The organism is Actinosynnema sp. NPDC050801, assembly GCF_040673975.1.
Lineage (GTDB): Bacteria > Actinomycetota > Actinomycetes > Mycobacteriales > Pseudonocardiaceae > Actinosynnema.
Genome location: NZ_JBFAQZ010000002.1, coordinates 501,912 through 523,627 on the forward strand (window position 1 = coordinate 501,912; position 21,716 = coordinate 523,627).

At 72.3% G+C, this 21,716-nt stretch carries 20 protein-coding genes; 12 read left to right on the forward strand and 8 right to left on the reverse strand.

The window, feature by feature from the left end:
• Positions 1–54: 54 nt before the first annotated feature.
• Positions 55–978, reverse strand: a complete 924-nt coding sequence (gene pip, locus AB0K14_RS06830; protein WP_360458535.1) for a prolyl aminopeptidase — start codon at positions 976–978, stop codon at positions 55–57.
• Positions 979–1,023: 45 nt separating this feature from the next.
• A complete protein-coding gene (locus AB0K14_RS06835; RefSeq protein WP_360458532.1) occupies positions 1,024–1,635 on the reverse strand; it encodes an NAD(P)-binding domain-containing protein in 612 nt (203 codons plus the stop codon).
• A 94-nt stretch (positions 1,636–1,729) separates the two neighbouring features.
• Between AB0K14_RS06835 and AB0K14_RS06840 the strand changes: the two genes are divergently transcribed.
• Together AB0K14_RS06840 and AB0K14_RS06845 are read left to right on the forward strand one after the other, a co-directional pair.
• A complete protein-coding gene (locus AB0K14_RS06840) occupies positions 1,730–2,047 on the forward strand; it encodes a helix-turn-helix domain-containing protein (RefSeq protein ID WP_360458529.1) in 318 nt (105 codons plus the stop codon).
• Between the two features lie 56 nt (positions 2,048–2,103).
• The gene (locus tag AB0K14_RS06845; protein ID WP_360458526.1) at positions 2,104–3,504 is read left to right on the forward strand and encodes a carotenoid oxygenase family protein; all 1,401 of its coding nucleotides are present in this window, start codon (positions 2,104–2,106) and stop codon (positions 3,502–3,504) included.
• Here the strand turns inward: AB0K14_RS06845 and AB0K14_RS06850 are convergent.
• A complete protein-coding gene (locus AB0K14_RS06850; RefSeq protein ID WP_360458522.1) occupies positions 3,485–3,769 on the reverse strand; it encodes an isoamylase early set domain-containing protein in 285 nt (94 codons plus the stop codon). The two genes, AB0K14_RS06845 and AB0K14_RS06850, sit on opposite strands and share 20 nt — an antisense overlap.
• A 296-nt stretch (positions 3,770–4,065) precedes the next feature.
• On the opposite strand from AB0K14_RS06850, the gene AB0K14_RS06855 reads away from it, so the two are divergent.
• The 5 genes from AB0K14_RS06855 to AB0K14_RS06875 all read left to right on the forward strand — a co-directional run bounded on the left by AB0K14_RS06855 (position 4,066) and on the right by AB0K14_RS06875 (position 9,360).
• Positions 4,066–4,881, forward strand: a complete 816-nt coding sequence (locus tag AB0K14_RS06855; RefSeq protein WP_360458519.1) for a metalloregulator ArsR/SmtB family transcription factor — start codon at positions 4,066–4,068, stop codon at positions 4,879–4,881.
• Between the two features lie 156 nt (positions 4,882–5,037).
• Complete coding sequence (locus AB0K14_RS06860; RefSeq protein WP_360458516.1) at positions 5,038–6,279, forward strand: glycosyltransferase; 1,242 nt, start codon at positions 5,038–5,040, stop codon at positions 6,277–6,279.
• Positions 6,280–6,376: 97 nt separating this feature from the next.
• Complete coding sequence (locus AB0K14_RS06865; protein ID WP_360458513.1) at positions 6,377–6,979, forward strand: TetR family transcriptional regulator; 603 nt, start codon at positions 6,377–6,379, stop codon at positions 6,977–6,979.
• Positions 6,980–7,050: 71 nt separating this feature from the next.
• Entirely contained in the window at positions 7,051–8,586 is a 1,536-nt protein-coding gene (locus AB0K14_RS06870; RefSeq protein ID WP_360458511.1) for an MDR family MFS transporter, read from the forward strand.
• A gap of 174 nt (positions 8,587–8,760) precedes the next feature.
• Positions 8,761–9,360 (forward strand): TetR/AcrR family transcriptional regulator, encoded by a 600-nt coding sequence (locus AB0K14_RS06875; RefSeq protein ID WP_360458508.1) that lies wholly within the window; start codon positions 8,761–8,763, stop codon positions 9,358–9,360.
• Positions 9,361–9,365: 5 nt separating this feature from the next.
• On the opposite strand, the gene AB0K14_RS06880 is transcribed toward AB0K14_RS06875, so the two are convergent.
• Positions 9,366–10,154: an MBL fold metallo-hydrolase gene (locus AB0K14_RS06880; protein WP_360458505.1), complete on the reverse strand. Its 789-nt coding sequence runs from the start codon at positions 10,152–10,154 to the stop codon at positions 9,366–9,368.
• Between the two features lie 292 nt (positions 10,155–10,446).
• Here AB0K14_RS06880 and AB0K14_RS06885 point away from each other — a divergent pair, with 292 nt between their 5' ends.
• The 3 genes from AB0K14_RS06885 (at position 10,447) to AB0K14_RS06895 (ending at position 13,007) form a co-directional block, all read left to right on the forward strand.
• Positions 10,447–10,905 carry a MarR family winged helix-turn-helix transcriptional regulator gene (locus AB0K14_RS06885; protein ID WP_360458502.1) on the forward strand — a complete coding sequence of 153 codons (459 nt, stop codon included), beginning with the start codon at positions 10,447–10,449 and terminating at the stop codon, positions 10,903–10,905.
• Positions 10,902–12,443: an MDR family MFS transporter gene (locus tag AB0K14_RS06890; RefSeq protein ID WP_360458499.1), complete on the forward strand. Its 1,542-nt coding sequence runs from the start codon at positions 10,902–10,904 to the stop codon at positions 12,441–12,443. The genes AB0K14_RS06885 and AB0K14_RS06890 overlap by 4 nt, the downstream gene beginning before the upstream one ends.
• Before the next feature lie 117 nt (positions 12,444–12,560).
• The gene (locus AB0K14_RS06895) at positions 12,561–13,007 is read left to right on the forward strand and encodes a DUF6010 family protein (RefSeq protein ID WP_360458496.1); all 447 of its coding nucleotides are present in this window, start codon (positions 12,561–12,563) and stop codon (positions 13,005–13,007) included.
• Here the strand turns inward: AB0K14_RS06895 and AB0K14_RS06900 are convergent.
• From AB0K14_RS06900 to AB0K14_RS06910, 3 genes are all read right to left on the reverse strand, one after another.
• Positions 12,927–13,478, reverse strand: coding sequence for a hypothetical protein (locus AB0K14_RS06900; protein ID WP_360458493.1), 552 nt, complete (start codon positions 13,476–13,478; stop codon positions 12,927–12,929). The two genes, AB0K14_RS06895 and AB0K14_RS06900, sit on opposite strands and share 81 nt — an antisense overlap.
• On the reverse strand, positions 13,478–15,172 hold the full coding sequence (locus AB0K14_RS06905) for a PHP domain-containing protein (RefSeq protein ID WP_360458490.1): 1,695 nt from the start codon (positions 15,170–15,172) through the stop codon (positions 13,478–13,480). Before AB0K14_RS06905 ends, AB0K14_RS06900 begins: the two co-directional genes overlap by 1 nt.
• Before the next feature lie 371 nt (positions 15,173–15,543).
• Positions 15,544–16,677, reverse strand: coding sequence for a hypothetical protein (locus AB0K14_RS06910; RefSeq protein ID WP_360465355.1), 1,134 nt, complete (start codon positions 16,675–16,677; stop codon positions 15,544–15,546).
• A gap of 109 nt (positions 16,678–16,786) precedes the next feature.
• On the opposite strand from AB0K14_RS06910, the gene AB0K14_RS06915 reads away from it, so the two are divergent.
• Positions 16,787–17,647 (forward strand): fructosamine kinase family protein, encoded by an 861-nt coding sequence (locus tag AB0K14_RS06915; RefSeq protein WP_360465352.1) that lies wholly within the window; start codon positions 16,787–16,789, stop codon positions 17,645–17,647.
• Between the two features lie 121 nt (positions 17,648–17,768).
• Positions 17,769–20,993, forward strand: coding sequence for a S8 family serine peptidase (locus tag AB0K14_RS06920; RefSeq protein WP_360465350.1), 3,225 nt, complete (start codon positions 17,769–17,771; stop codon positions 20,991–20,993).
• A 34-nt stretch (positions 20,994–21,027) separates the two neighbouring features.
• Here AB0K14_RS06920 and AB0K14_RS06925 read toward each other — a convergent pair whose 3' ends face one another.
• The gene (locus AB0K14_RS06925) at positions 21,028–21,630 is read right to left on the reverse strand and encodes an HD domain-containing protein (protein ID WP_360465348.1); all 603 of its coding nucleotides are present in this window, start codon (positions 21,628–21,630) and stop codon (positions 21,028–21,030) included.
• Positions 21,631–21,716 lie beyond the last annotated feature (86 nt).

Sequence of the window (21,716 nt, forward strand, 5' to 3'; positions counted from 1 at the left end):
TGGACCAGCCCGGCATCGGGCTGCGATCAGTGCATCGCACCGAGTTTCCGGGTGTTACCGGAATTTGTCAGTAGCCGCACGCCTCGCTTCGGTCATCGCGTCACTGCCGCCGTGGGCGGTCTCGGGGACGAGCAGCAGCTCGGCGTCCGGCCAGGCGTGGGCGAGGTCGAACGGGGTGCCGATGAGGTTGCCCAGGTCCAGCACCCCTTGCACGATCACGCCCGGGATGCCCGCGAGCTTCCACGCCTCCTCCAGCACGACGCCCTCCCGCAGCCACGACCCGTGCGCCCAGTAGTGCGTGACCAGCCGGGCGAACGCCAGCCCGTGCTCCGGGTGGTCGAACCGCAGTCCGCCGGATGACAGGGGCTGCAACGCGTCCTCCCACGCGCACCACTCCCGCGCCGCCCGATTGTGCACGGCCGGGTCCGGTGACAGGAGCAGCTCCAGGTACCCGGCGGCCGGGTCGCCGGACGGCGCCAGTGCGCGGAACCGGGCGTGGGCCTGCGGGAACATCGGCGCCAAGCCCGTGGTCAGCAGGTCGGTCTCCGCCCGCCGCCCGGTCGCCACGCCCGCGTGCACCATCTCCGAGACCCGGTGCGGGAACCGCTGCGCGTACACCAGGCCGAGCACCGAGCCCCACGACGCGGCGAACACCAGCCACCGGTCGATGCCCAGGAACCCGCGCAACCGCTCCAGGTCGCCGATCAGGTGGTCGGTGGTGTTGGTGGACAGGTCCACCACCGGTCGGCCCGCGTGCGGCGTGCTCCGCCCGCACCCGCGCTGGTCGAACAGCACGACCCGGTACGCCCGCGGGTCGAAGTAGCGGCGGGCCCGGGGCGAGGACCCCGAACCCGGCCCGCCGTGCAGCACCACCGCCGGTTTCCCGTCCGGGTTGCCGCACACCTCCCAGTACAGGTGGTGCCCGTCGCCGACGTCCAGCATCCCGTGGTCGTACGGCTCGATCTCCGGGTACAGCACGATCTACCCCCTCGAACAGAAGTAACAGTGCTGTTATATTAGCGCTTACGGAATTGACGGGAACATCGACCTGACGTCCGCGCCACCGACCCAGAGCCCGATGGCGAACGCGGTCGTGGCCTCCAGCAGCTCGGCCCGCTCCAGCGGCCCGCCGTCCACCGGCACGCAACCGATCGACCGCACCAGCGCCCGGACGACCTCCAGCGCCTCGGCCGAGTCGCCGCACAGCGGCACCCCGAGCGGTCGCCCCTCGAACACCAGCGACGGTCGACGCCAGACGTCCACGTGGCAGAGGTTGAACCCCTTCACCACGTGCGCCCCCGACGTCGACGCCAACCGTGCGGCGGCACGCGGCTCGTCCAGCACGAACCGGCCCGCCACCACCGAGTTGGTGCAGTCGACCACCACCCGTCCCGGCGCGTGCCCCAGCACCTCGGCCGCCACCGCCGCCGGCACGGCGAGCAGCACCGCGTCCCCGAACGCCACCGCGTCGGCCGGTGACCCGGCGACGGCCCCGACGCGCGCGGCCACTTCCGCCGACCGTCGCGGCGACCGACCGCCGATCATCACCTCGTGCCCCGCCGCGGCCCACCGGTCGCCCAACGCCTCGGCCATCCCGCCCGACCCCAGCACGCCGATCCGCAACCCCGCCCGCACGTTCTTCTCCCTTGCTCGAAATGCTTGGCCGGAACCGAGAGTAGGAAGCCCGACGGGTACCGAACGGTGTCCACGACAGAGGGGAGCGCCGCCGATGACCTTCCTCGCCGACTGCCGCGCCCGGCAGGCGTTCGACCTGCTGGCCAACACCTGGAACCCGGTGGTCCTGCACGCGTTGCGGCACGGCCCGCGCAGGCCCTCCGACCTGCGGCGTTCCATCGGCGGCATCCGCCCGAAGGTGCTCACCGAGACGGTGCGCCGGCTGGAGGCCGCCGGGCTGGTGGCACGCGACGCCCGGCCCGACCGGGTGGAGTACCGGCTCACCGATCTCGGCCGCGGCCTGCTCGGGCCCCTGGACGCGCTCGGCCGGTGGGCGCACGAGCACGGTGACGGGGTCAGACTTGACGAATGAATCAAAACGATGTTTTATAACGATGTTGCATAACACCGTTGTGTGGAGGTGGCGTGATGGGCGTTGAGGCCGGGTTCCAGACCCTCGACCGCGAGGTCGTCGTGGACTTGGAGGTGCGCGGTGAGCTGCCGCGGTGGCTGTCCGGCACCTTGGTGCGCAACGGGCCCGCCAAGTTCGAGACCGGGAAGGGCTCGTTCCGCCACTGGTTCGACGGCCAGGCGATGCTGCACCGCTTCGGCTTCGCCGACGGCGCCGTCGACTACCGCAACCGGTACCTGGAGACGCCCAGCTTCCGCGCGACGCGCGAGGAGGGGCACATCGCGTTCGGCGAGTTCGCCACGGACCCGTGCCGATCGCTCTTCAACCGCTTCTTCACCCACCCGAGCCTGCGCCGCACGTCGAACACCAACGTCAACGTGCTGTCCGACGGCGACCGGGACTGGGCGCTCACCGAGACGCCCATGGCGGTGGAGTTCGACCGCGAGACCCTCGCGACCGTCGGCCTCACCGACTACGACGACGCGATCACCGGCCACGTCACCACGGCGCACCCGCACCGCGCGCCGCGCACCGGCGACCTGGTCAACTACGTGCTGCGGTTCGGCAGGCGCAGCGTCTACCAGATCTACCGGCAGCGCGGCGGCACCCGCGAGCTGCTCGCCACCCTGCCCGCGGACCGCCCCGGCTACATGCACAGCTTCGCCGTCACCGAGCGGCACGTGGTCCTGGCCGTGTTCCCGTTCGTGGTCAATCCGCTGTCGCTGCTGCTGCGCGCCAAGCCGTTCATCGAGAACTACCGGTGGCGGCCGGAGCTGGGCACCCGGTTCGTGGTGTTCGACCTGGAGGACGGCTCCGTGGTCGCCGACGAGCGCACCGACGCGTTCTTCGGCTTCCACCACATCAACGCCTTCGACGCGGACGGGCGCGTGGTCGTGGACATCTCCGCCTACCCGGACGCCACCGTGGTCGACGCGCTGTACCTGGACAACCTGCGCGGCGACGCCGAGCTGCCGCTGGCGTTCCCCACCCGCTACGAGGTGGACCTCGCGGGCGGCGGTGTCACGTCACGGCGGCTTTCCGAGGACTCGCTGGAGCTGCCGCGCATCGCCTACGGGTCGCACAACGGCCGTGACTACCGCTACGCCTACGGCGTCGGCGCCCACGACAACGGCACGCACGACTTCATCAACCAGCTGGTCAAGCTGGACGTCCGGAGTGGACGGACCAGCCGGTGGCACGAACCGGGCCGCTACCCGGGCGAGCCGGTGTTCGTGCCCGCGCCGGGGGCCCGGGCGGAGGACGACGGCGTGCTCCTGTCCGTGGTGCTCGACGCCGACGCCGGGCGGTCCGGCCTGCTGGTCCTCGACGCGGCGACGTTCCGGGAGATCGCCCGGGCCGACGTGCCGCACGCCATTCCGTTCGGCTTCCACGGTCAGTTCACGTCGCGTCGATCGTGAGCACGCACCCGTCCGGGCCGACGGTGGGGACGTCGGGCTCGTCGAACCAGAGGCCGCCGTCGGCGAGGTAGCGGAAGCGGTGCGTGCCCGGCGGGAGGACCACGGTCACCGTGCGCGTCCCGTCGCGGCGGGGCACCAGCTCGTGCACGCCGGGGGTCCAGTCGTTGAACGTGCCGACCACGCTCACCGGCCCGCTCGGCTGGTCGAGGGGCAGCGAGAAGGTCACGCGGCGCTTCGGGCCGAACAGGCGAGTGCTGCGGAGCATCGTTCTCCCTCGCGAGTCGATCTTGCGATGCCTTCGGGGGCACCAGCGTTCCGGTGCCGTGCCGGTGTTTCAAGCGGCGCGCCGGTGTTCGAAGTGGACGGTCACCTGTCCGGGTGAAGCGCGCCACCCGACCCGACCGGCGACCCGGCGGTCGGGTGCCGTCCCGGATCCGGGGACGATCTTCACGAGGGAGCGGCGTGCGACGTCAACCATAGACGACCGTCTATGAAGTGAGGCGTACTGCATCGACCAGTTTCGATTGACCGGGCGCTCTCGGGCGGCTGACAATCCGTGGCATGAGCTCCGCCGTGACACCTTCAGCGGTCCTGCCGGTCGACCAGGCCGCCGCCTACGCCGAGCGGTTCGCCTGCCTCGCCGACCCGACCAGGGTCCGGCTGCTGCACGCGGTGGCCGCCCGCGAGACCACCGTCGGCGCGCTGGCCGCCGTGCTCGGCGTGAGCCAGCCCACCTGCTCGCACCACCTGCGCAAGCTGGCCGCCGCCGGCTTCGTCCAGCTCCGCCGCGACGGCACCGCGACCTTCGCCTCGGTCGACCCCTCCGGTCGCGTCGTGCTGCCGCACGCCGTCGACGCGGTGCTGGGCGCGATCCCCGCCGCACCGCTCGACCCGCCCGCGGACGTCGCGGTGCGCGCGATGGTGGACGCCGACTGGGCCGACGTGCGGCGCATCTACGGCGAGGGCATCGCGACGGGCAACGCCACGTTCGACACCGAGGCACCGAGCCGGCGCACGCTGGAGGTCAAGTGGCTGCCCGGCCACCGGTGGGTCGCGGTGGCCGACGGGCGGGTCGCGGGGTGGGCGGCGGCCACGCCCGTGTCGCCGCGCGAGTGCTACGCCGGGGTCGCCGAGACCTCGCTGTACGTCGACGCGCGGTTCCGGGGGCGCGGGGTGGGCAAGGCGCTGTTGCACCGGCAGGTCACGGCGGCGGACGCGGGCGGGTTGTGGACGTTGCAGGCCGTCGTGTTCCCGGAGAACCGGGCGAGCATCGCGTTGCACCGGTCGGGCGGGTTCCGGACCGTCGGGTTCCGGGAGCGGATCGCGGTCCACCGGGGGGTCTGGCGGGACACGATCATGCTGGAGCGCCGCGCCTGAGATGTCCGTCTACAGCGGACGAAAGGGGGAGCGCGGGGAGGACCGGCTTCCCGCCACTCTCAACTTATAGCGCACAGGGGGTCTTGCGGCAAGACCCCGGTGATGCCGCAGAATCGCCGCTCGAAGCCGGAAGCCGCAGAAAATCGGGAGTCGCGAATGCGCGTGTTGTTGTCGACGTACGGATCACGGGGGGACGTCGAACCGCTGGTCGCGCTCGCGGTGCGGTTGCGGGGACTCGGTGCGGAGGTGCGGGTCTGCGCGCCGCCCGACGAGGACTTCGCGCAGCGGTTGGCCGGTGTCGGCGTGCCGATGACGCCGGTCGGCCCGTCGGCCCGGGCGCTCACGTCCGAGGCGCCGCCGCCGTCGGCGTCGAACCTGCCCGAGCGCGCGGCCGCGGTGATCGCCGCCCAGTTCGAGGGCCTCACCGCGGCGGCGCAGGGCTGCGACGTGGTGGTGGCGACCGGGGCGATGCCCGCCGCGGCCGGGGCGCGGTCGGTGGCCGAGGCGCTGGGCATCCGCTCGGTGTCGGTGACCTTCCAGCAGCTCACCCTGCCCTCACCGCACCACTCGCCGCTGGCCTACCCGGGCCGGCCGTTCCCGCCGGAGGTGACCGACAACCGGGTCCTGTGGGACCTGGACGCGCGGAGCATCGACGAGCTGTTCGGCGCGGCGCTCAACACCCGGCGGACGTCGGTCGGCCTGCCGCCGGTGGACAACGTCCGCGACTACGTCATCGGCGACCGGCCGTGGCTGGCCACGGACCCGACCCTGGACCCGTGGCGGGAGCCCGCGTACTTCGACGTCGTGCAGACCGGCGCGTGGGTCCTGCCCGACCCCCGCCCGCTCCCGGCCGAGTTGGAGGCGTTCCTGGAGGCCGGCGAGCCACCGGTGTACGTGGGCTTCGGCAGCATGCCCATGCGCGGTTCCGAGGACCTCGCGGGCGTGGTCGTCGAGGCGGTCCGCGCGCAGGGTCGCCGTGCGCTCGTCTCGCGCGGGTGGGCCGACCTGGGGCTGATCGACGACGCCGACGACTGCTTCGTCGTCGGCGAGGCCAACCACCAGGTGCTGTTCGGCCGGGTGGCCGCGGTCGTGCACCACGGCGGCGCGGGCACCACGACGACCGCCGCGCGTGCCGGCGCGCCCCAGGTGGTGGTGCCGCAGTTGGCCGACCAGCCGTACTGGGCGGGTCGGGTGGCCGACCTGGGCGTCGGCGTGGCGCACGACGGTCCGGTGCCGACCACCGAGTCGCTGTCCGCCGCGCTCAAGGTCGCGCTGGAACCCGGGACCCGTGCCCGGGCGACCGCCGTGGCCGGTGAGGTCCGCACCGACGGGGCGGAGGTGGCCGCGAAGCTGCTGCTCGACGTGGTCGACCGGGGAGGGGCGTCCGCCTTCGCGTGAGCCGCGCGGTGTCGACGACCCGAGGGGGAGAGGGGGATCACAATAGTGCAGTCAGTGCAAAGTTGCAGTGCGTGCATGTTTTTCTTACGCTGATCGGGTGACGACGGAGGGGGCCGAGGGGCTGCGCGACCGCAAGAAGCGGCAGACCCGGAAGGCCCTGGGCCACGCCGCCGTCCGGCTGGTCGCCGAGCACGGCCTCGACCACGTGACCGTCGAGGACATCAGCGCCGCCGCCGACGTCTCACCTCGGACGTTCTTCAACTACTTCGCGAGCAAGGAAGACGCCGTCCTCGGGCCCGACCCGGGAGCGGGTCCCCGCATGCGCGCCCGCGTGCTCGCCGAACCGGCGGACCTGTCCGCCGTCGCGGCGGTGCGCGAGGCGTTGCTGGCGGAGGTCGCCGCGGAACTGGCCGACGACCGCGACCTCTGGTTGCGGCGGATGCGCGTGGTGCAGCAGCACCCCGTGCTGCTGGCGAAGGTGTTCTCCGGCGGCGAGGCCGTCGAGCGCGACCTGGTCGCGGCCGTCGCCGAACGCGTCGGCCTGCCCGCCGACGACACCTACCCGTTGCTGCTCGCCGCAGCGGCGGGCGCGGCGTTCCGGGTGGCGGTGGCCCGCTGGTCGACCACCGCCGCACCGCTGCACGACCTGCTCGCCGAGGCGTTCGACCTGCTCGGCGCCGGACTCGCCGACCCGCCGTGAACCCGGACCGGGACCGGCGTCGGGGCCACGAGTCCACCGTCTTGACACATCGCGACAACCTGGGGGATCAGATGTCCACCGAAACCGGCACGACCTCGCGCCGGGACGTCATGCAAGCGATGTCCGGCCTCATGCTGGGCATGTTCATGGCCATCCTGGCCTCGACCATCGTGTCGAACGCGCTACCGCGCATCATCGCCGACCTGCACGGCTCGCAGTCGGTCTACACCTGGGTCGTCACGACCGAGCTGCTGGCCATGACGGCGACCGTGCCGCTGTGGGGCAAGCTCGCCGACCTGTACAGCCGCAAGCTGCTCATCCAGCTCTCGCTGGGCCTGTTCGTGGTGGGCTCGCTCATCGCCGGGTTCTCCCCGAACGTCGAGGTGCTCATCGCCAGCCGCATCGTGCAGGGCCTCGGCGCCGGTGGCATGACGGCGCTGGCCACGATCGTGATGGCGGCGATGATCCCGCCGCGCGAGATGGGCCGCTACGCGGGCATCTTCGGCGCGGTGTTCGGCGTCGGCACGGTCGCCGGTCCGCTCATCGGCGGTGTCATGGTGGACACCTCGTGGCTGGGCTGGCGCTGGTGCTTCTTCATCGGCGTGCCGTTCACGCTCGCCGCGATCCTGCTGCTCCAGCGCACGCTGAACCTGCCCGTGGTGCGCAAGGAAGTCAAGATCGACTACCTTGGTGCGGCGCTGATCGTCGGCGGCGTGTCCACGCTGCTGGTGTGGTCGACGCTGGCGGGCCACCAGTTCGAGTGGGCCTCGGCGTGGACGGTGCTGCTGGTGGCCGTCGGCGTGGCGCTGCTGGGCCTCGCGGTGTGGGTGGAGTCCCGGGCGGCCGACCCGATCGTGCCGCTGACGATCTTCGCCAACCGCACGGTGGCGATGACGACGCTGGCCAGCGCGCTGGTGGGCGTGGCGATGTTCGGCGGCACGGTGTTCCTGTCCCAGTACTTCCAGATCGGCCTGGGCAAGACGCCCACGCAGGCGGGCCTGATGAGCCTGCCGCTGATCTTCGGCCTGCTGGTGTCCTCGACCGTCGCCGGTCAGCTGATCACCAAGTGGGGCCGGTGGAAGGCGTTCCTGGTCGCCGGTGGCGTGATCATGGTCGGCGGGATGCTGTTGCTGGCCACGATCGACGCGAACACGAGCGTGTTCGTGGTCAGCGTGCACATGGCGGTGCTGGGCGTCGGCGTCGGTCTGCTCATGCAGAACCTGGTGCTGGCCGCGCAGAACGACGTGCCCGCGCGCGACCTCGGCGCGACCACCTCGACCCTCACGTTCTTCCGCAGCCTCGGCGGGGCGATCGGCGTGAGCGCGTTGGGTGCGGTGCTCGCGAACCGGGTGACCGCGTTGAGCGAGGAGAAGTTCGGCCCGGCGCCCGACGGCGCGGAGAACGCGGTGCCGGACCTGTCGCTGCTGCCCGAGCCGGTGCGGGTGGTCGTGCGCGAGATCTACGCGACGGCCACCGCGGAGCTGTTCCTGATCGGCGCGCCGATCGCGGTGCTGGCCCTGGTCGCGGTGCTGTTCATCAAGGAGAAGCCGCTCAAGACGCTCAGCGGTGACGAGCGGTTGGCGGCGGAGATGGCGTCGGGCCACTAGGCCGGCCGCCCGGCGCCCGGCCCTCGACGTCGGATGTCCGGTCGTCGGGCGTCAGGCGTCGATCACCAGGCGTCGGGCGTCGGGCGTCGGGCGTCGGTCGTGAGGCGTCTGGCATCGGAGACACGGTGTCGCACTTGTCCGGCTCCCGGTCGGACAGGTGCGACACTTTCGCGCGTGTCAGGACTGCGCGAACGCAAGAAGCTCGCCACGCGGACGGCGTTGGCCGATGCCGCCCTGCGGCTGTGCGAGGCGCACGGCCTCGACGGGGTGACCGTCGAACAGGTGGCCAACGAGGCCGGCGTCTCACTGCGCACGTTCTTCAACTACTTCTCGTCCAAAGAGGAGGCCGTGGTCGCGGGTGACGTGGCCACCGCGGCCGCGTTCGTCCGGGCGTTCGCCGACCGACCGGTCGCCGAGCCGGTGTTGTCGGCCCTGCGCGCGGCCCTGGTCGAGGTCGTGCCCGACCGGATCGACCCGCAGCGGGTGGCGCAGCTGCGCGCCCTGCGCCGGACCCCGGCCCTGCTGCCGCACCAGATCGCCGCCTTCTCCGCCCAGGAGCGGGAACTCGCCGCCGCCGTGGCCGCGCGGGTCGGCGTCGACCCGGCCACCGACCTCTACCCGGCGATGTTCGCGGCCACCGTCATGGCGACCCTGCGGGTGGTCGTCGGCTGGTGGCTGGACGCCGCCGAGCGGCCCGAGCTGTCCGACCTGATCGACGTGATGATCGACCGGCTGGACGTCGGCTTCGCCGCCGTGCGCCCGGGCCGCGACTAGCCAGGTCAGTCGCCGAGCGTGATCGGCTTGGCGTCGACCGGGTCGATCGTCGTGACCTCCGCCGCGCCGCAGGCGTTCAACAATTCGGCGCGCCGACCCGCGTCGGCGTATTCCTGGCCGAAGTGGAATGGCACCACGAACTTCGGCCGCGTGGCCGCGACCAGGGCGCCGAGGTCCTCGGCGGTCATGTGGCCGCGGCGGTGGATGCTCTCGCCGACGTCGGTCGTCAGGCCGAACGCCTCACCGATGAGGATGTCGCAGTCGGCGAAATCGCGCTCGTGCGAGGGCACCGGTCCGGTGTCGGCGGTGAACCCGATCCTCGCCCGGCCGGTCTCGACCACGACGCCGTAGCACGGCACCGGGTGGTCGGTCTCCACGAGCCGCATCCGCAGCTGCCCGCCCAGTGCCACGGGCTGGTCGGTGCACTCGACCCACGCCAGGTCGAACGTCCGCTCCGGGTACTGCAGGTGCAGCAGTTCCTTGAGCCCGGCCAGGATCGTCGGGTGTCCCACCACGGTCAGCTTGAGCAGCGGGACGTCACCCTCCCGGTTGAGCAGGGAGCGGGTGAACGCGAAGTTGGCGAATCCGCCCACGTGGTCGGAGTGCAGGTGCGACACGTACACGTGGGTCACGTCGGTCGGCGACAGCCCGTTGGCCTGGAGCCTGCCGATCGGGTCGATGCCGACGTCGAGCATCACCACGGCGTCGTCCACGGCCAGGTGGAACGACGTGGTCGGGCCCGCACTGGAATTCGACCAGTGGCCGAGGGTTGTCATGTGAATGTCGGTCGTCATAGAAATCCTCTATTCGGACGACGATGTGTTTGTATTCCCGACCGAACCGGCCGAATGGCCGCGGTGAGCGATCGGGAATGTCCTTTGTGGTCGCCACCGCTCGATTGTCGACCTCATCGTGCATGAGCTCGAATTCGAATGGTCGCTCTTCTCAAATGCCCGTAGCCGGCGGCGGTCAAACGCCGCCGTTCGGGGTCGGTGTAACTCATTGCACACCGAGCAAACTTGCACGTCGTGCAAGTTTGGGTGATAGTTGTATGCGACAAGCAATCCGGGGAGACAGGGGTGCGGCATGGACGCCGTCGCGCGGCAGCTCGAAGACCGGGTCCGTGACCTGCTCAGGGTCGTGCGGATGGTCAAGCAGCGCCGCCAGCGACTGCCTCCCGGCCTGATCGGCGCGCTCTCGCTGATCGACCGCACCGGTGCGACCCCCTCCGGCTGCCACGCCAAGGAACTGGCCGCCCGCGCCGGGCTCGACCCGTCCACGGTCAGCCGCACGGTGGCCGCGCTGGTCGCCAACGGCCTGGTGGAACGGCGCGTCGACCCCTGCGACGGCCGCGCCAGCATCCTCGTGGTGACCGAGCGCGGTCACGCCGAGCTGGCGGCCGCCCGCGACTGGTACGACGAACTGCTGTGCCGCTCGCTCGCCCGCTGGAGCCCTGAAGAGGTCGAGGCGCTGACCGAATCCCTGGGGCGCTTGACCACCGACGTCGAAGGAGCCCTCGGCTCCACCTTGGAGGCCGCGCGATGAGCGCACCCACCACCACCGGCACGATGAGCCACCGGCAAGTCCTGGAGGCTCTGAGCGGGCTGCTGCTGGTGCTGTTCGTCGCGATGCTCAGCGGCACCGTCGTGTCCACGGCCCTGCCGCAGATCATCGGCGCGCTCAACGGCTCGCAGACCCAGTACACCTGGGTGGTCACCGCCACCCTGCTGACCGCGACCGCCACCACCCCCGTGTGGGGCAAGCTCGCGGACCTGTTCGACAAGAAGACCCTGGTCCAGGTCGCCATCGTGATCTTCGTGGTCGGTTCGGCGGTCAGCGGCTTCGCGCAGAGCGCGGGCCAGCTCATCGCCGCGCGCGCGTTCCAGGGCATCGGCGTCGGCGGCCTGCAGGCGTTGGTGCAGGTGGTGATCGCGGCGATGATCCCGCCGCGCGAACGCGGTCGGTACAACGGCTACCTCGGCGGCGTGATGGCGTTGGCCACGGTCGGCGGGCCGCTGCTCGGCGGCCTGATCGTGGACACCCCGTGGCTCGGGTGGCGCTGGTGCTTCTTCATCGGCGTGCCGGTCGCGGTGGTCGCGTTGTTCGTGCTCCAGGCCACGTTGAAGGTGCGGACCACCCGGCGGGACGACGTGCGGATCGACTACCTTGGCGCGAGCCTGATCGCGGTGGGCGTGAGCGTGCTGCTGGTCTGGATCTCGTTCGTGGACGGCTCGTTCGCGTGGCTGTCGTGGCAGAGCTTCGCGATGGTGGGCGCGTCGGTGGTGCTGCTCGGCGCGGCGGTCGCGGTCGAGGCACGTGCCGCGGAACCGGTGGTGCCGCTGGGCATCGTCCGGCAGCGCACCACCGCGTTGGCGATCCTGGCCAGCGTGGCGGTCGGCATGGCCATGTTCGGCGGCGCGGTGTTCCTCGGCCAGTACTTCCAGATCGGCCGCGGCTACAGCCCGACCGAGGCGGGGTTGCTGACCATCCCGATGATGGTGGGCGTGCTGGGCACGTCCATCGTGTCCGGGCGGCTGATCACCAAGACCGGCAAGGTCAAGCCCTACATCGTGGCGGGCGCCGCGACGCTCGTCGTCGGGTTCCTCGCGCTGGGGCAGATCGACCACGACACGTCGCTGGTCCTGGTCGGCGGCGCGATGCTGCTCGTCGGCGCCGGTGTCGGCCTGAGCATGCAGAACCTCGTGCTCGCGGTGCAGAACACGGTGCCGTTGAAGGACATCGGCGCGGCCAGCTCGACCATCGCGTTCTTCCGGTCCCTCGGCGGCACGGTCGGCGTGTCGGTGCTCGGCGCCGTGCTCGCGCGCCGGGTCGAGGACGCCATCACCCGCGACCTGACCGCGGCCGGCATCCCGGTGTCTGGCGCGGGCGGCGGCAGCCTGAACCTGGCCGTGCTCCCGGACACCGTGCAGCACATCGTCCGCGCCGCGTACGGCGACGCCACCGGCCACATCTTCCTGATCTCGGCGGCCATCGCCGTGGTGGGAGTGGTCGCGGCGCTGCTGCTCAAGCCGATCACCCTGCGCACGAGCCTCGACCTGCCCGAGACGCCCCCGGTGGCCTGAGAGCCGGGAGTTGGCGAGAACCCGTTGGAGTCTGGCGCTGCGGCCACTGCCGCGCCGGGCGCGGCGCTCCTAACGTCCGGGGCGAACCGTTCTCCTGCGACGACAAGGACCGCCGGCATGGTCGTGGTCTCGGCACTGCTCATCGGCGTGCTGTACGTGCTCCTGAACTCACTCGTCCCCGACCGGCACCGCCGACCGTTCAACGCGATCATGGTCGGTGGTGCCGGGGCGGCGTACCTCAGCGGCGGGGGACTGGGGGCGTGGGAGTTCGCCATCACCACCGTGATCACCTGCTGCGCCTACCGTGGCCTGACGTCGTGGACGTTCATCGGCATCGGGTGGCTCGTGCACACGGCCGCGGACGTGGCGCACCACGTGCACGGCAACCCGATCGTGCCGTTCGCCGAGCACTCGTCGCTCGGCTGCGCGATCTGCGACCCGGTGATCGCCCTGTGGGCGTTCGCGGGCGGTCCCGGCATCCGGTCAATGACCCCCGCAGCACTCGTGCGGGGTCTCCGCCTCCGCCGGGCGCAGCACGCCGCCGACGGCGGGCTCCACGAGTAGCACCAGCTCACCCTCCCGGCACACCGGGCGCAGGAAGCCCAGCGTTTCCACCGGGTCGGTCGGCGCGACCTCGACACCGATGCCGACCACCCGGTCGATCGCCGACCTCGCCACCACCTCGGCCGCCGGGTGCGTGCCGGTGAGCGCGTCCTGGCCGGGGAACCGGACACAACGGCCGTCGGCGCGGTCGCGGCCCGCCCTGGCCGCGCGAACGGCGGGGCCGTCGGAGTCGTCGGCGCCGTCGGAGTCGTCGAGCACCACCACCGGGCCGCCCAACGCCTCCGCCAGCCGGTCGACGTCCACCTCGCCCGGCACGTGCGCGGACAGCGTGGTGACGGCGACCGGGCCGAGCCGGTCGACGTGCGTGCACACGAAGTCCGCCGCCACACCGTCGAACGCGTCCAGCAGCAACGCGTCCACGTGCGCCGCGCGGTGCTCGCCCGGCACGGCGGGCACCGCGCCCAGCCACATCAGATGACGTCCACGAACACCGGGTTCGCGTAGAACCACAGGTCCGACCACGGGTCGGCGTCACCGACCACGTCCATCACCGGGTTGCCGTCCGACGTCAGCCGGTTGCCGTCCGACCCGCGCAGCCGCAGGTAGAACGCGCGGTCCACGCCGCGGAACGTGTGCGTGAACCGCACCGTGCCGCGCGCGGAGCGGGCCACCTCGAACTGCTCGACCACCCTCGTCGCGGGCGCGGACAACGCGTCGCGGTCCGCCACCGGACCGGTGACCGGACCGGCGATCAGGTCGACCTTGGCCAGCCGCGGCACCACGCCCGCGAAGTTCGCGCCACGGGTCAGGTCGACCTCGACCACCACCTCGACGTCGTCACCGCGCCGCACGAACGTGCGGCCGCCGATGGTGACGCCCCGGTTGTCGCCCTCGCCGAGCGACCGCACCCGCAGGTCGAGCCCGTCGATGATCCGGCCGTGCACCGCGACGACCTTGCCGCCCTGCATGCCGCGCATCACGTCCACGTAGGACTTCGAGTCGGCGCCGACCAGGGTCGAGCTGTAGAAACCGGGCCAGTAGTCGCTGTTGACCTGCGGGACGCCGGTGTCGATGGGCGCGCCGCGGCTGCCGGTCGTGGCGTGGTCGCCGGTGCCCTGCTTGTGCGTGTCCTTGTGCACCCCGTGCGCGTCGGAGGTGGCGGTGACCCACCACGGCCTGCCCTCGGCGAGCAGCGAGTCCCACAGGCCGCCGACCTTGGCGGTCATCCAGTCGAACCCGCCGTAGGTGCGGTAGGGGTTCTCCGCGGCGGTGGGCGCGTAGCCGGGGAAGCTGTCCTGGTTCGGTGAGGCGTCGTAGCCGCCACGACCCCCGCCGCGGCCGCCGTCCGCCGCCTTGATGCCCGCGGCCTGGTGACCGGGTGCGCCCTCCATGCCCACCGCCACGCCGGGAGCGGCGTCGCGCCAGCCGCGGAACTCGTGCGGGCTGTCCACGCCGCGCCGTGCCGGGTGGTTGGCGAACATCAGCGCGATCTCGGTGCGGCCGGACAGCACCTGCGCCTCCAGGTACCGCAGGGCCGCCAACGCGTACGGCTCGCCGTCGGCCGAGGTCGAGCGGGTGATCAGCCCCTTGCCGCCGTTCGCGACCGGGGTCGACAGGACCCCACCGTCGTAGCCGGCCTCGAACGCCCGCAGGATGTCCACCGTGGACCGGCCGGGCGGCAGGAACACGGTGGCGTGCTCGGCGCCCGGGATGTTCCACTCCAGGCCTTGGTAGACCAGCACGTCCCGGTGCGACCTGCGGGCCCGCTCGATGTCCGGCGCGACCTGGTCGATGGAGAACTTCTCGTGCGCCACGCCGCCGTGGTCGGTGATCACGACCCAGTCCAGCCCGTGCTCGCGGGCCTTGGCCACCTGCTGGGCGACCTCGTACTGGGCGTCGGAGGAGTACTTGGTGTGGATGTGGTGGTCGCCCGCGAACCAGCGCCCACGCCCGCGCCACGGGTTCACCGGCGTGGCCGGCCGGTCGCCGTGCGCGTGGGCCGGTGTCGCGCCCAGCGCCGTGCCCAGCGTGCCGGCCACACCGGCCGTGCCCAGACCGGCCAGGAAACGGCGCCGTGCCACCGAGAGCGGCCGGTCGTCCTGCGCGTCGCGCCAGCTGCCCTCCACTTCCTCGTGGCTGTGGTCGTGGCTGTGGTCGTGCGACATGGGAACTCCGATCATCACCCGGACGGCGGCAGGCCGAAGTATCGTTTTCCGGCCCTGCGTCGCGTGGTGCGCGGAGTCGAACACCCGGTGAACACTTCGGCACCTCAGAACACCGCCTGTCCACCCCACCAAGCAGGCTGACCAGCCCACCTCACCCCCACCTCACCGGGTAACCCATCCCGCGAGGTCGCGTCGGTCGTTCGCGTCCTCATTCCCCGGCGATCACGCTCTTCGATCGTCGGGGAATCAGGGCGCGAACGACCGACTTCCGGGCGACCTCGCCCGCCGTCTGCGGAGCAGCGGCAATCCAACACAGGCGCGAACGACCGACTTCCGGGCGACCGAGCCTGCCGTCTGCGGAGCAGCGGCAATCAGACACCAATCAGGTTCCACTTCACCGCTTTCAGCGTGCCGTCCGGCGTGGTGCTCTCGCCGACGATCGTGCCCCGGTCGTTCAACGCGGTCGGGAGGCTGTGGGCGCCGCCGAGGGAGCCCAGGTAGACCACCTTCCCGGCGCGCCAAAGGAAAGCGCGGGGTGCGTCGGGGTTGTCGGCCGAGGTCCAGCCGATCACGTCGCCGCGCTCGTTGATCGCGACCGCCTCGGACGGGCCGGGCACGCCCAGGTCCACCGGTTTGCCGCCGGCCGGCCACAGCGTCGCCTTGCTGGTGCCGCTGAACTCCGTCGTCCAGCCCACGACGTCGCCGCGTTCGTTGATCGCCTGCGGGCCGTTCGCCACGCGGCCGGCCGTCGACAGCACGGTGACGCCGGCGCCGTCCCAGCGCAGCGCCTGCGTGTCCTTGTTGCCGACGACGACCCCGGCCTCGTTGATCGCCTCGACCGAGTAGGAGCCGGATCCGGGCACGGTGGCCAGGGGCTCGCACTTCGTGGTGTCGACGCACCGGAACGCGAACGCCTCCGGGCCGAACATCGGCAGCTTCGACCCGGCGATCACACCGGCGTCGTTGATCGCGCTGAGCGACAGGTGCGACCCGGACACCGGCAACGACGAGTGCTTGCCGTCCCGCCACACCGCCGCGCGTTCCTGGTGGTACCCGGACGGGGACGTGGAGTAGGTCATCGGCACCACGCCGCTGTTGTTGATCGCCGCCGCGATGACCCAGCCGGAGCCGCTCGGCGTGAGGTCGGTGACCTTGCCCGCGTGCCAGATCCGCGGCCGCTGCACGTAGGGGCCCGCGCCGTTGACCGCCTCCTGGATGACCACCTGGCCGATCTGGTTGAGGCCGGACGGTATGCCCGGGCCGAGGTCGGTGCCCGTGCTGCCGCGGGCCCACTGGACCGTGCGCGGCGCGCCGTTGCCGGACGTGACACCGATGATCTGGCCGAGGTCGTTGACCGCGACGGTGCGGTGGGTGGGGTAGCCCGGCAGACCGGGCAACTCGGTGACGAAGGCGGTGAGCTGCGCGGCCTGCGCGGCGGGCGCGGCCACCAGCGGCAGGGCGACGGCGAGGGCGAGGACGGCCGCGGGCGTGCGTGACTTGGGCATGATCGCTCCATTGCGAGATGTCCTGCGAGATGTCCGCTGAATCGATCCGAACGGTAGTCTCGACCGCATCCCGCCGGCGTCGGCCGGACAGCGGAATCAGGGGGAACCGTTGACCGCACAAGGAGTTTCGGCCGAGCAGGTGCTGGCCCGGCTGGGTGCGGACGCCGAGGTCGTCCGGTTGACCGGTGGCGTGGTCAACACGGTGTGGCTGATCCGCGGCGCCGGCCGCGAGGTCGTGCTCAAGACGGCCGAGAACGCGCCGCGGTCGTTGTTCGAGGTCGAGGCCGAGGGGCTGGCGGTGCTGCGCGAACACAGCCTGCGCACGCCCGACGTGCTCGACGTCGGCGAGGACTGGCTGCTGCTGGAGGCGTTGACACCGCGGCCGCGCGAGACCGACGCGTTCTGGGAGAGCGCCGGACGGGCGATCGCCGCGCTGCACGACGTGCGCGGCCCGCGGTTCGGCTGGGAGCACGACGGGTGGCTGGGCGTGCTGCCGCAGCACAACGCGTGGCACGACGACGGGCACGCGTTCTTCATCGAGCACCGGCTGCTGCGCTACGTCGAGGAGCCGAAGGCCGACGCCGTGCTGACGGCGGACGACCGCGCCGCGCTGGAGCGGCTGTGCGCGCGGCTCCCGGAGATCGTGCCCGCCGCACCGCCCGCGTTGACCCACGGGGACCTGTGGCACAACAACGTGGTGGCCACGGCGGCGGGCGAGCCGGTGTTCATCGACCCGGCGGTGTCGTGGACGTGGCCCGACGTGGACCTGAGCATGATGTTCTGCGGCGCCGACTCGCCCGCCCGGTTCTTCGACGCCTACCACGAGGTCCGACCGCTGGACCGCGACTGGCGCGACCGGATGCCCGTGGTGTTCCTCCGGGAGGTGCTCAGCACCTTGGCGCACGAGGGCGACCGGTGGGGTGCGCTCGCCTACCTCCGCGAGGTGCTGGGGCCGTTCCGGCGCACGTGATCGTCCGGCACCGCGTCGGCGAATACGAGTCCCCGAAGCAACGCGGTAGCTCTCCGAGGTGTCTTACTTACGGAGGGCAGTGGCGGTCGGTGAGGTACCGCCACGGCGAGGGGAGTTCCACATGTCCCGCAGAATGTCCCGCAGAACACGGGCACCACTGGCGTTGGGGCTGGTCACGGCGGTGGTGATGACCGCCGTGAGCGTCCCGTCCGCCGCCGAGCCGCCACGACCGGGCGGTGGGCGGCAGGCCGGCGCGTTACCGGAGGGCACGATCACCCTGGTGACCGGCGACGTCGTCACCGTCCGCGCGGGTCGTGCCGACGTGCGCCCCGGTCGCGGACGCGCCGACGTGAGGTTCGTGCAGCAGCTCGACGAGCATGGCGACCTGCACGTGCGGCCGACCGACGTGCTGGCGGACCTGCGGTCCGGCCGGTTGGACGAGCGGCTGTTCGACGTCACCGGCCTGATCCGGGCGGGCTACGACGACCGGTCGACCCGCGTCACGCCGCTGATCGTGACGTCGTCCGGCCCCGCGGTGGCCGGGCAGCCGTTGCCCAGCATCGGCGGGTACGCGGTGCGGGCGCCGAAGGACACGGCGTTCTGGGCGGGCGCGCGGGCCTCGGGCGTGGACGAGGTGTGGCTGGACGGGCCGGTCCGGGCCACCCTCGACCGCAGCGTCCCGCAGGTCGGCGCGCCGCGGGCGTGGCAGGCCGGGCACACCGGCGCCGGCGCGAAGGTCGCGGTGCTCGACACCGGCATCGACGCGACGCACCCGGACCTCGCGGGCGCGGTCGTGGAGTCCCGCAACTTCAGCGACAGCCCCGACACCGACGACCGCATCGGCCACGGCACGCACGTCGCCGCCACCATCACCGGCTCCGGCCGGTACCAGGGCGTGGCGCCGGACAGCGCGGTGCTCAACGGCAAGGTGCTCGGCGACTTCGGCGGCGGTTACGAGTCCGACATCATCGCGGGCATGGAGTGGGCCGTGGCGGCGGGCGCCGACGTGGTCAACATGAGCCTCGGCGCGGCCATGCGCACCGACGGCACCGACCCGATGTCGCAGGCCGTCGACCGGCTCACCGCGAGCAGCGGCGCGCTGTTCGTCGTCTCGGCGGGCAACAGTGGGCCCAGCGAGCAGACCATCGGCAGCCCGGCGGCGGCGGACTCGGCGCTCACCGTGGGCGCGGTGGACCGGGAGGACCGGCTGGCCGAGTTCTCCTCGCGCGGACCGCGCTGGTTCGACGACGCGATCAAGCCGGACATCACCGCGCCGGGCGTGGACATCGTCGCGGCCAAGGCGGCGAACGGCCGCATCGGCACCCCGGTCGGCGACGCGCACGTCGCGCTGTCCGGCACGTCGATGGCCGCGCCGCACGTGGCCGGCGCCGCCGCGATCCTGGCCGGTCAGCACCCGGACTGGACCGCCGGGCAGATCAAGCGCGCGCTCATGGCGAGCGCGAAGCCCCACGCCGACCTCACCGCGGACGAGCAGGGCGCGGGCCGGGTCGACGTGGCCGCGGCCGTCACGCAGTCGCTGGCGGCCGAACCCGCCTCGCTGAGCCTGGGCCTGGCCGAGTGGCCGCACGACGACGACCAGCCGATCGAGGCGAAGGTCGCCTACCGCAACAGCGGCGCCACCCCGGTCACCCTGGTGCCGACCGCCGACCTGCGCGACCCGGACGGCAACCCCGTGCCCGCGGGCATGGTCACGCTGTCACCGTCGTCGGTCACCGTGCCGCCGGGCGGCGAGGCGTCCGTCGCCGTCACCGTCGACACCTCGCTGGACTCGCCGGACGGCCGGTACAGCGGTGCCGTCGTGGCCACCGGCGGTGCCACGCCGTTGCGCACGCCGATCGCGGTGACCAAGGAGGTCGAGAGCTACGAGGTGAGGTTCACGTTCCTCGACCACACCGGCGCGCCCACGCCGGACTACTTCTACCGGCTGGTCGACATGGACCACCGCAAGGCGTACCTGCACCACGACCCGTCCGGCACGGTCGTCGCACGGGTGCCCAAGGGCACGTTCTACGCCGACGCGTTCATCCAGACCGTTCAGACCAGGCAGCTGACCCAGGTGCTGGAGCCCAGCTTCACCGTCACCGGTCCCACCGAGGTCGTGTTCGACGCCCGCGCGGGCAAGCCGGTCGCGCTGTCGGTGGACGAGCGGGGAGCCGAGGTCGGCTACACCGAGGTGTACTTCCGCCGCACGGCGTCCTGGGGCGAAACCGGCACCGGCTTCATCGGGTTCAGACCGGGCGACGTGCTGTTCGCGCCGTCGAAGACCTCCGCGCCCGGCGCGGCGAGCTTCAGCGTGGCCGGACGGCTGGCCAAGCCCGACGGCAACGGCACCTACGTCGGCAGCCCCTACCAGTACTCGGTCGCCTGGCAGCACGACGGCGCGGTGCCCGAGCGGCTCGACCGGGCGTTCCACCGCCGCGACCTGGCCAAGGTCACGTCGCTGGTCGCCTCAGCCGGACCGGGGACGACGGGGTTCCGCGACCAGATGGCGGGCGGTCCGCTGCCGCTGGAGGTCGCCGAGCACTACTCCCCGGGCCACGACTGGTACGGCGACTTCCTCCAGCTGCCGGAACCCCAGGCGTTCCCGCCGCAGAGCTCGCAGGCGACCGCGCAGCCGCGCCGGTTCACCGCGGGTCGCCCGGTGACCGAGAAGTGGAACGCCGCCGTGTTCGGACCGGCGTTCCCGACCATGAGGCGGGCCTACGAGTGGGCCGGGCGACTCGGTGACGAGGTCTCGGTCTCGGTGCCGGTGTTCACCGACCAGGACTCGAACCACTACGGGTTCTCGGAGGTCACGGCGGGCAGGACCACGTTGCACCGCGACGGCGTGCTGCTCGCCGAGTCGCCCTACGACGGGTCCGTGTCGGGCGTCGTGCCCGCGGGCAAGGGCACCTACCAGCTGCACACCGAGGCCGAGCGGTCCGGCGTGGCCGAGCTGTCCACGCGGGTGGTGGCGGACTGGTCGTTCACCTCGGAGCACGTGGCCGGCGCGCAGCCGGCGGCCCTGCCGCTGCTCGCGGTGCGGTTCGCGCCGTCGTTGGACGCCGAGAACCGCGCGGCGGCCGGGCGGCCGTTCGCGTTCCCGGTGTACGTGCAGCGCAACGGCGAGACCGGCGCCGAGGGTGTCGCCAAGCCCGCGGTGCAGGTCTCGTTCGACGACGGCAGGACGTGGCGGCCCGCGCCCCTGGTCAAGGTCGGGCAGCGCTGGCTCGCGGCGGTGGTCCACCCGGCCGGCGCGAAGTTCGTCTCGCTCAAGGCCCAGGCGCGCGACGCCGCGGGCAACGCGGTCGACCAGACCATCATCCGGGCCTACGGGCTGAGGTGAGCCGCTGAGGGGATGACCCTTTGGACGCGCCCGGTCACCGGCCTGGCGCGTCCAACGGGTTGCCCGACACCCGCTGCGCCCAGCCGTCGCGCACCAGCTCGGCGACCGCGCAGCGGGGTTTGCGCTCGGCCTGGTCCTCGGCCAGGGCCAGGAACGCGTCGGCGAACCCGAGGCGCGGGTACCGGGTCACCACGTCGTCCTGGACCTGGTCGGTGAACCGGTCGAGCCCGCGTCCCGACACGTCGGCGCTGACCGCGACCTGCAACAGGTGGCCCTCCGGGTCGTCCTCGGCGGAGACGTCGTCGCGCATGTGCAGCACGATGACCTCGGCCAGCCGGTCGCGTCGCACCCGGCCCCACCCGGCTCCCGCCGCGAACACCCACGCCACGTGCCCGCCCGCCTCCTCGAACGGCAGCGTGTGGCTGTCGAACGGCGCGGTGAGCGCGAGGTCGTGCAGGAGCGCGGCGACGTACAGCAGCTCGCCGTCGTGGGCGATGTCCACGTCGGCGGCGTACGCGACGGCCCACGAGTAGGCGCGCAGCGAGTGGTTCAGCAACCAGGGTTCGGCGTACTCGTGGCACACGTCGAGCGCCGCCGCGGCGGCCTTCGAGTCGGGCCGGGCGAAGATGAAGTCCACGTCGGCGAGCGTAGGCCGGCGGGCACCGCGGGTGCGGGAACCCCGAAGCGGGCGTGTAGCGCCCGGCCCGCACCCGGCGATTGCCC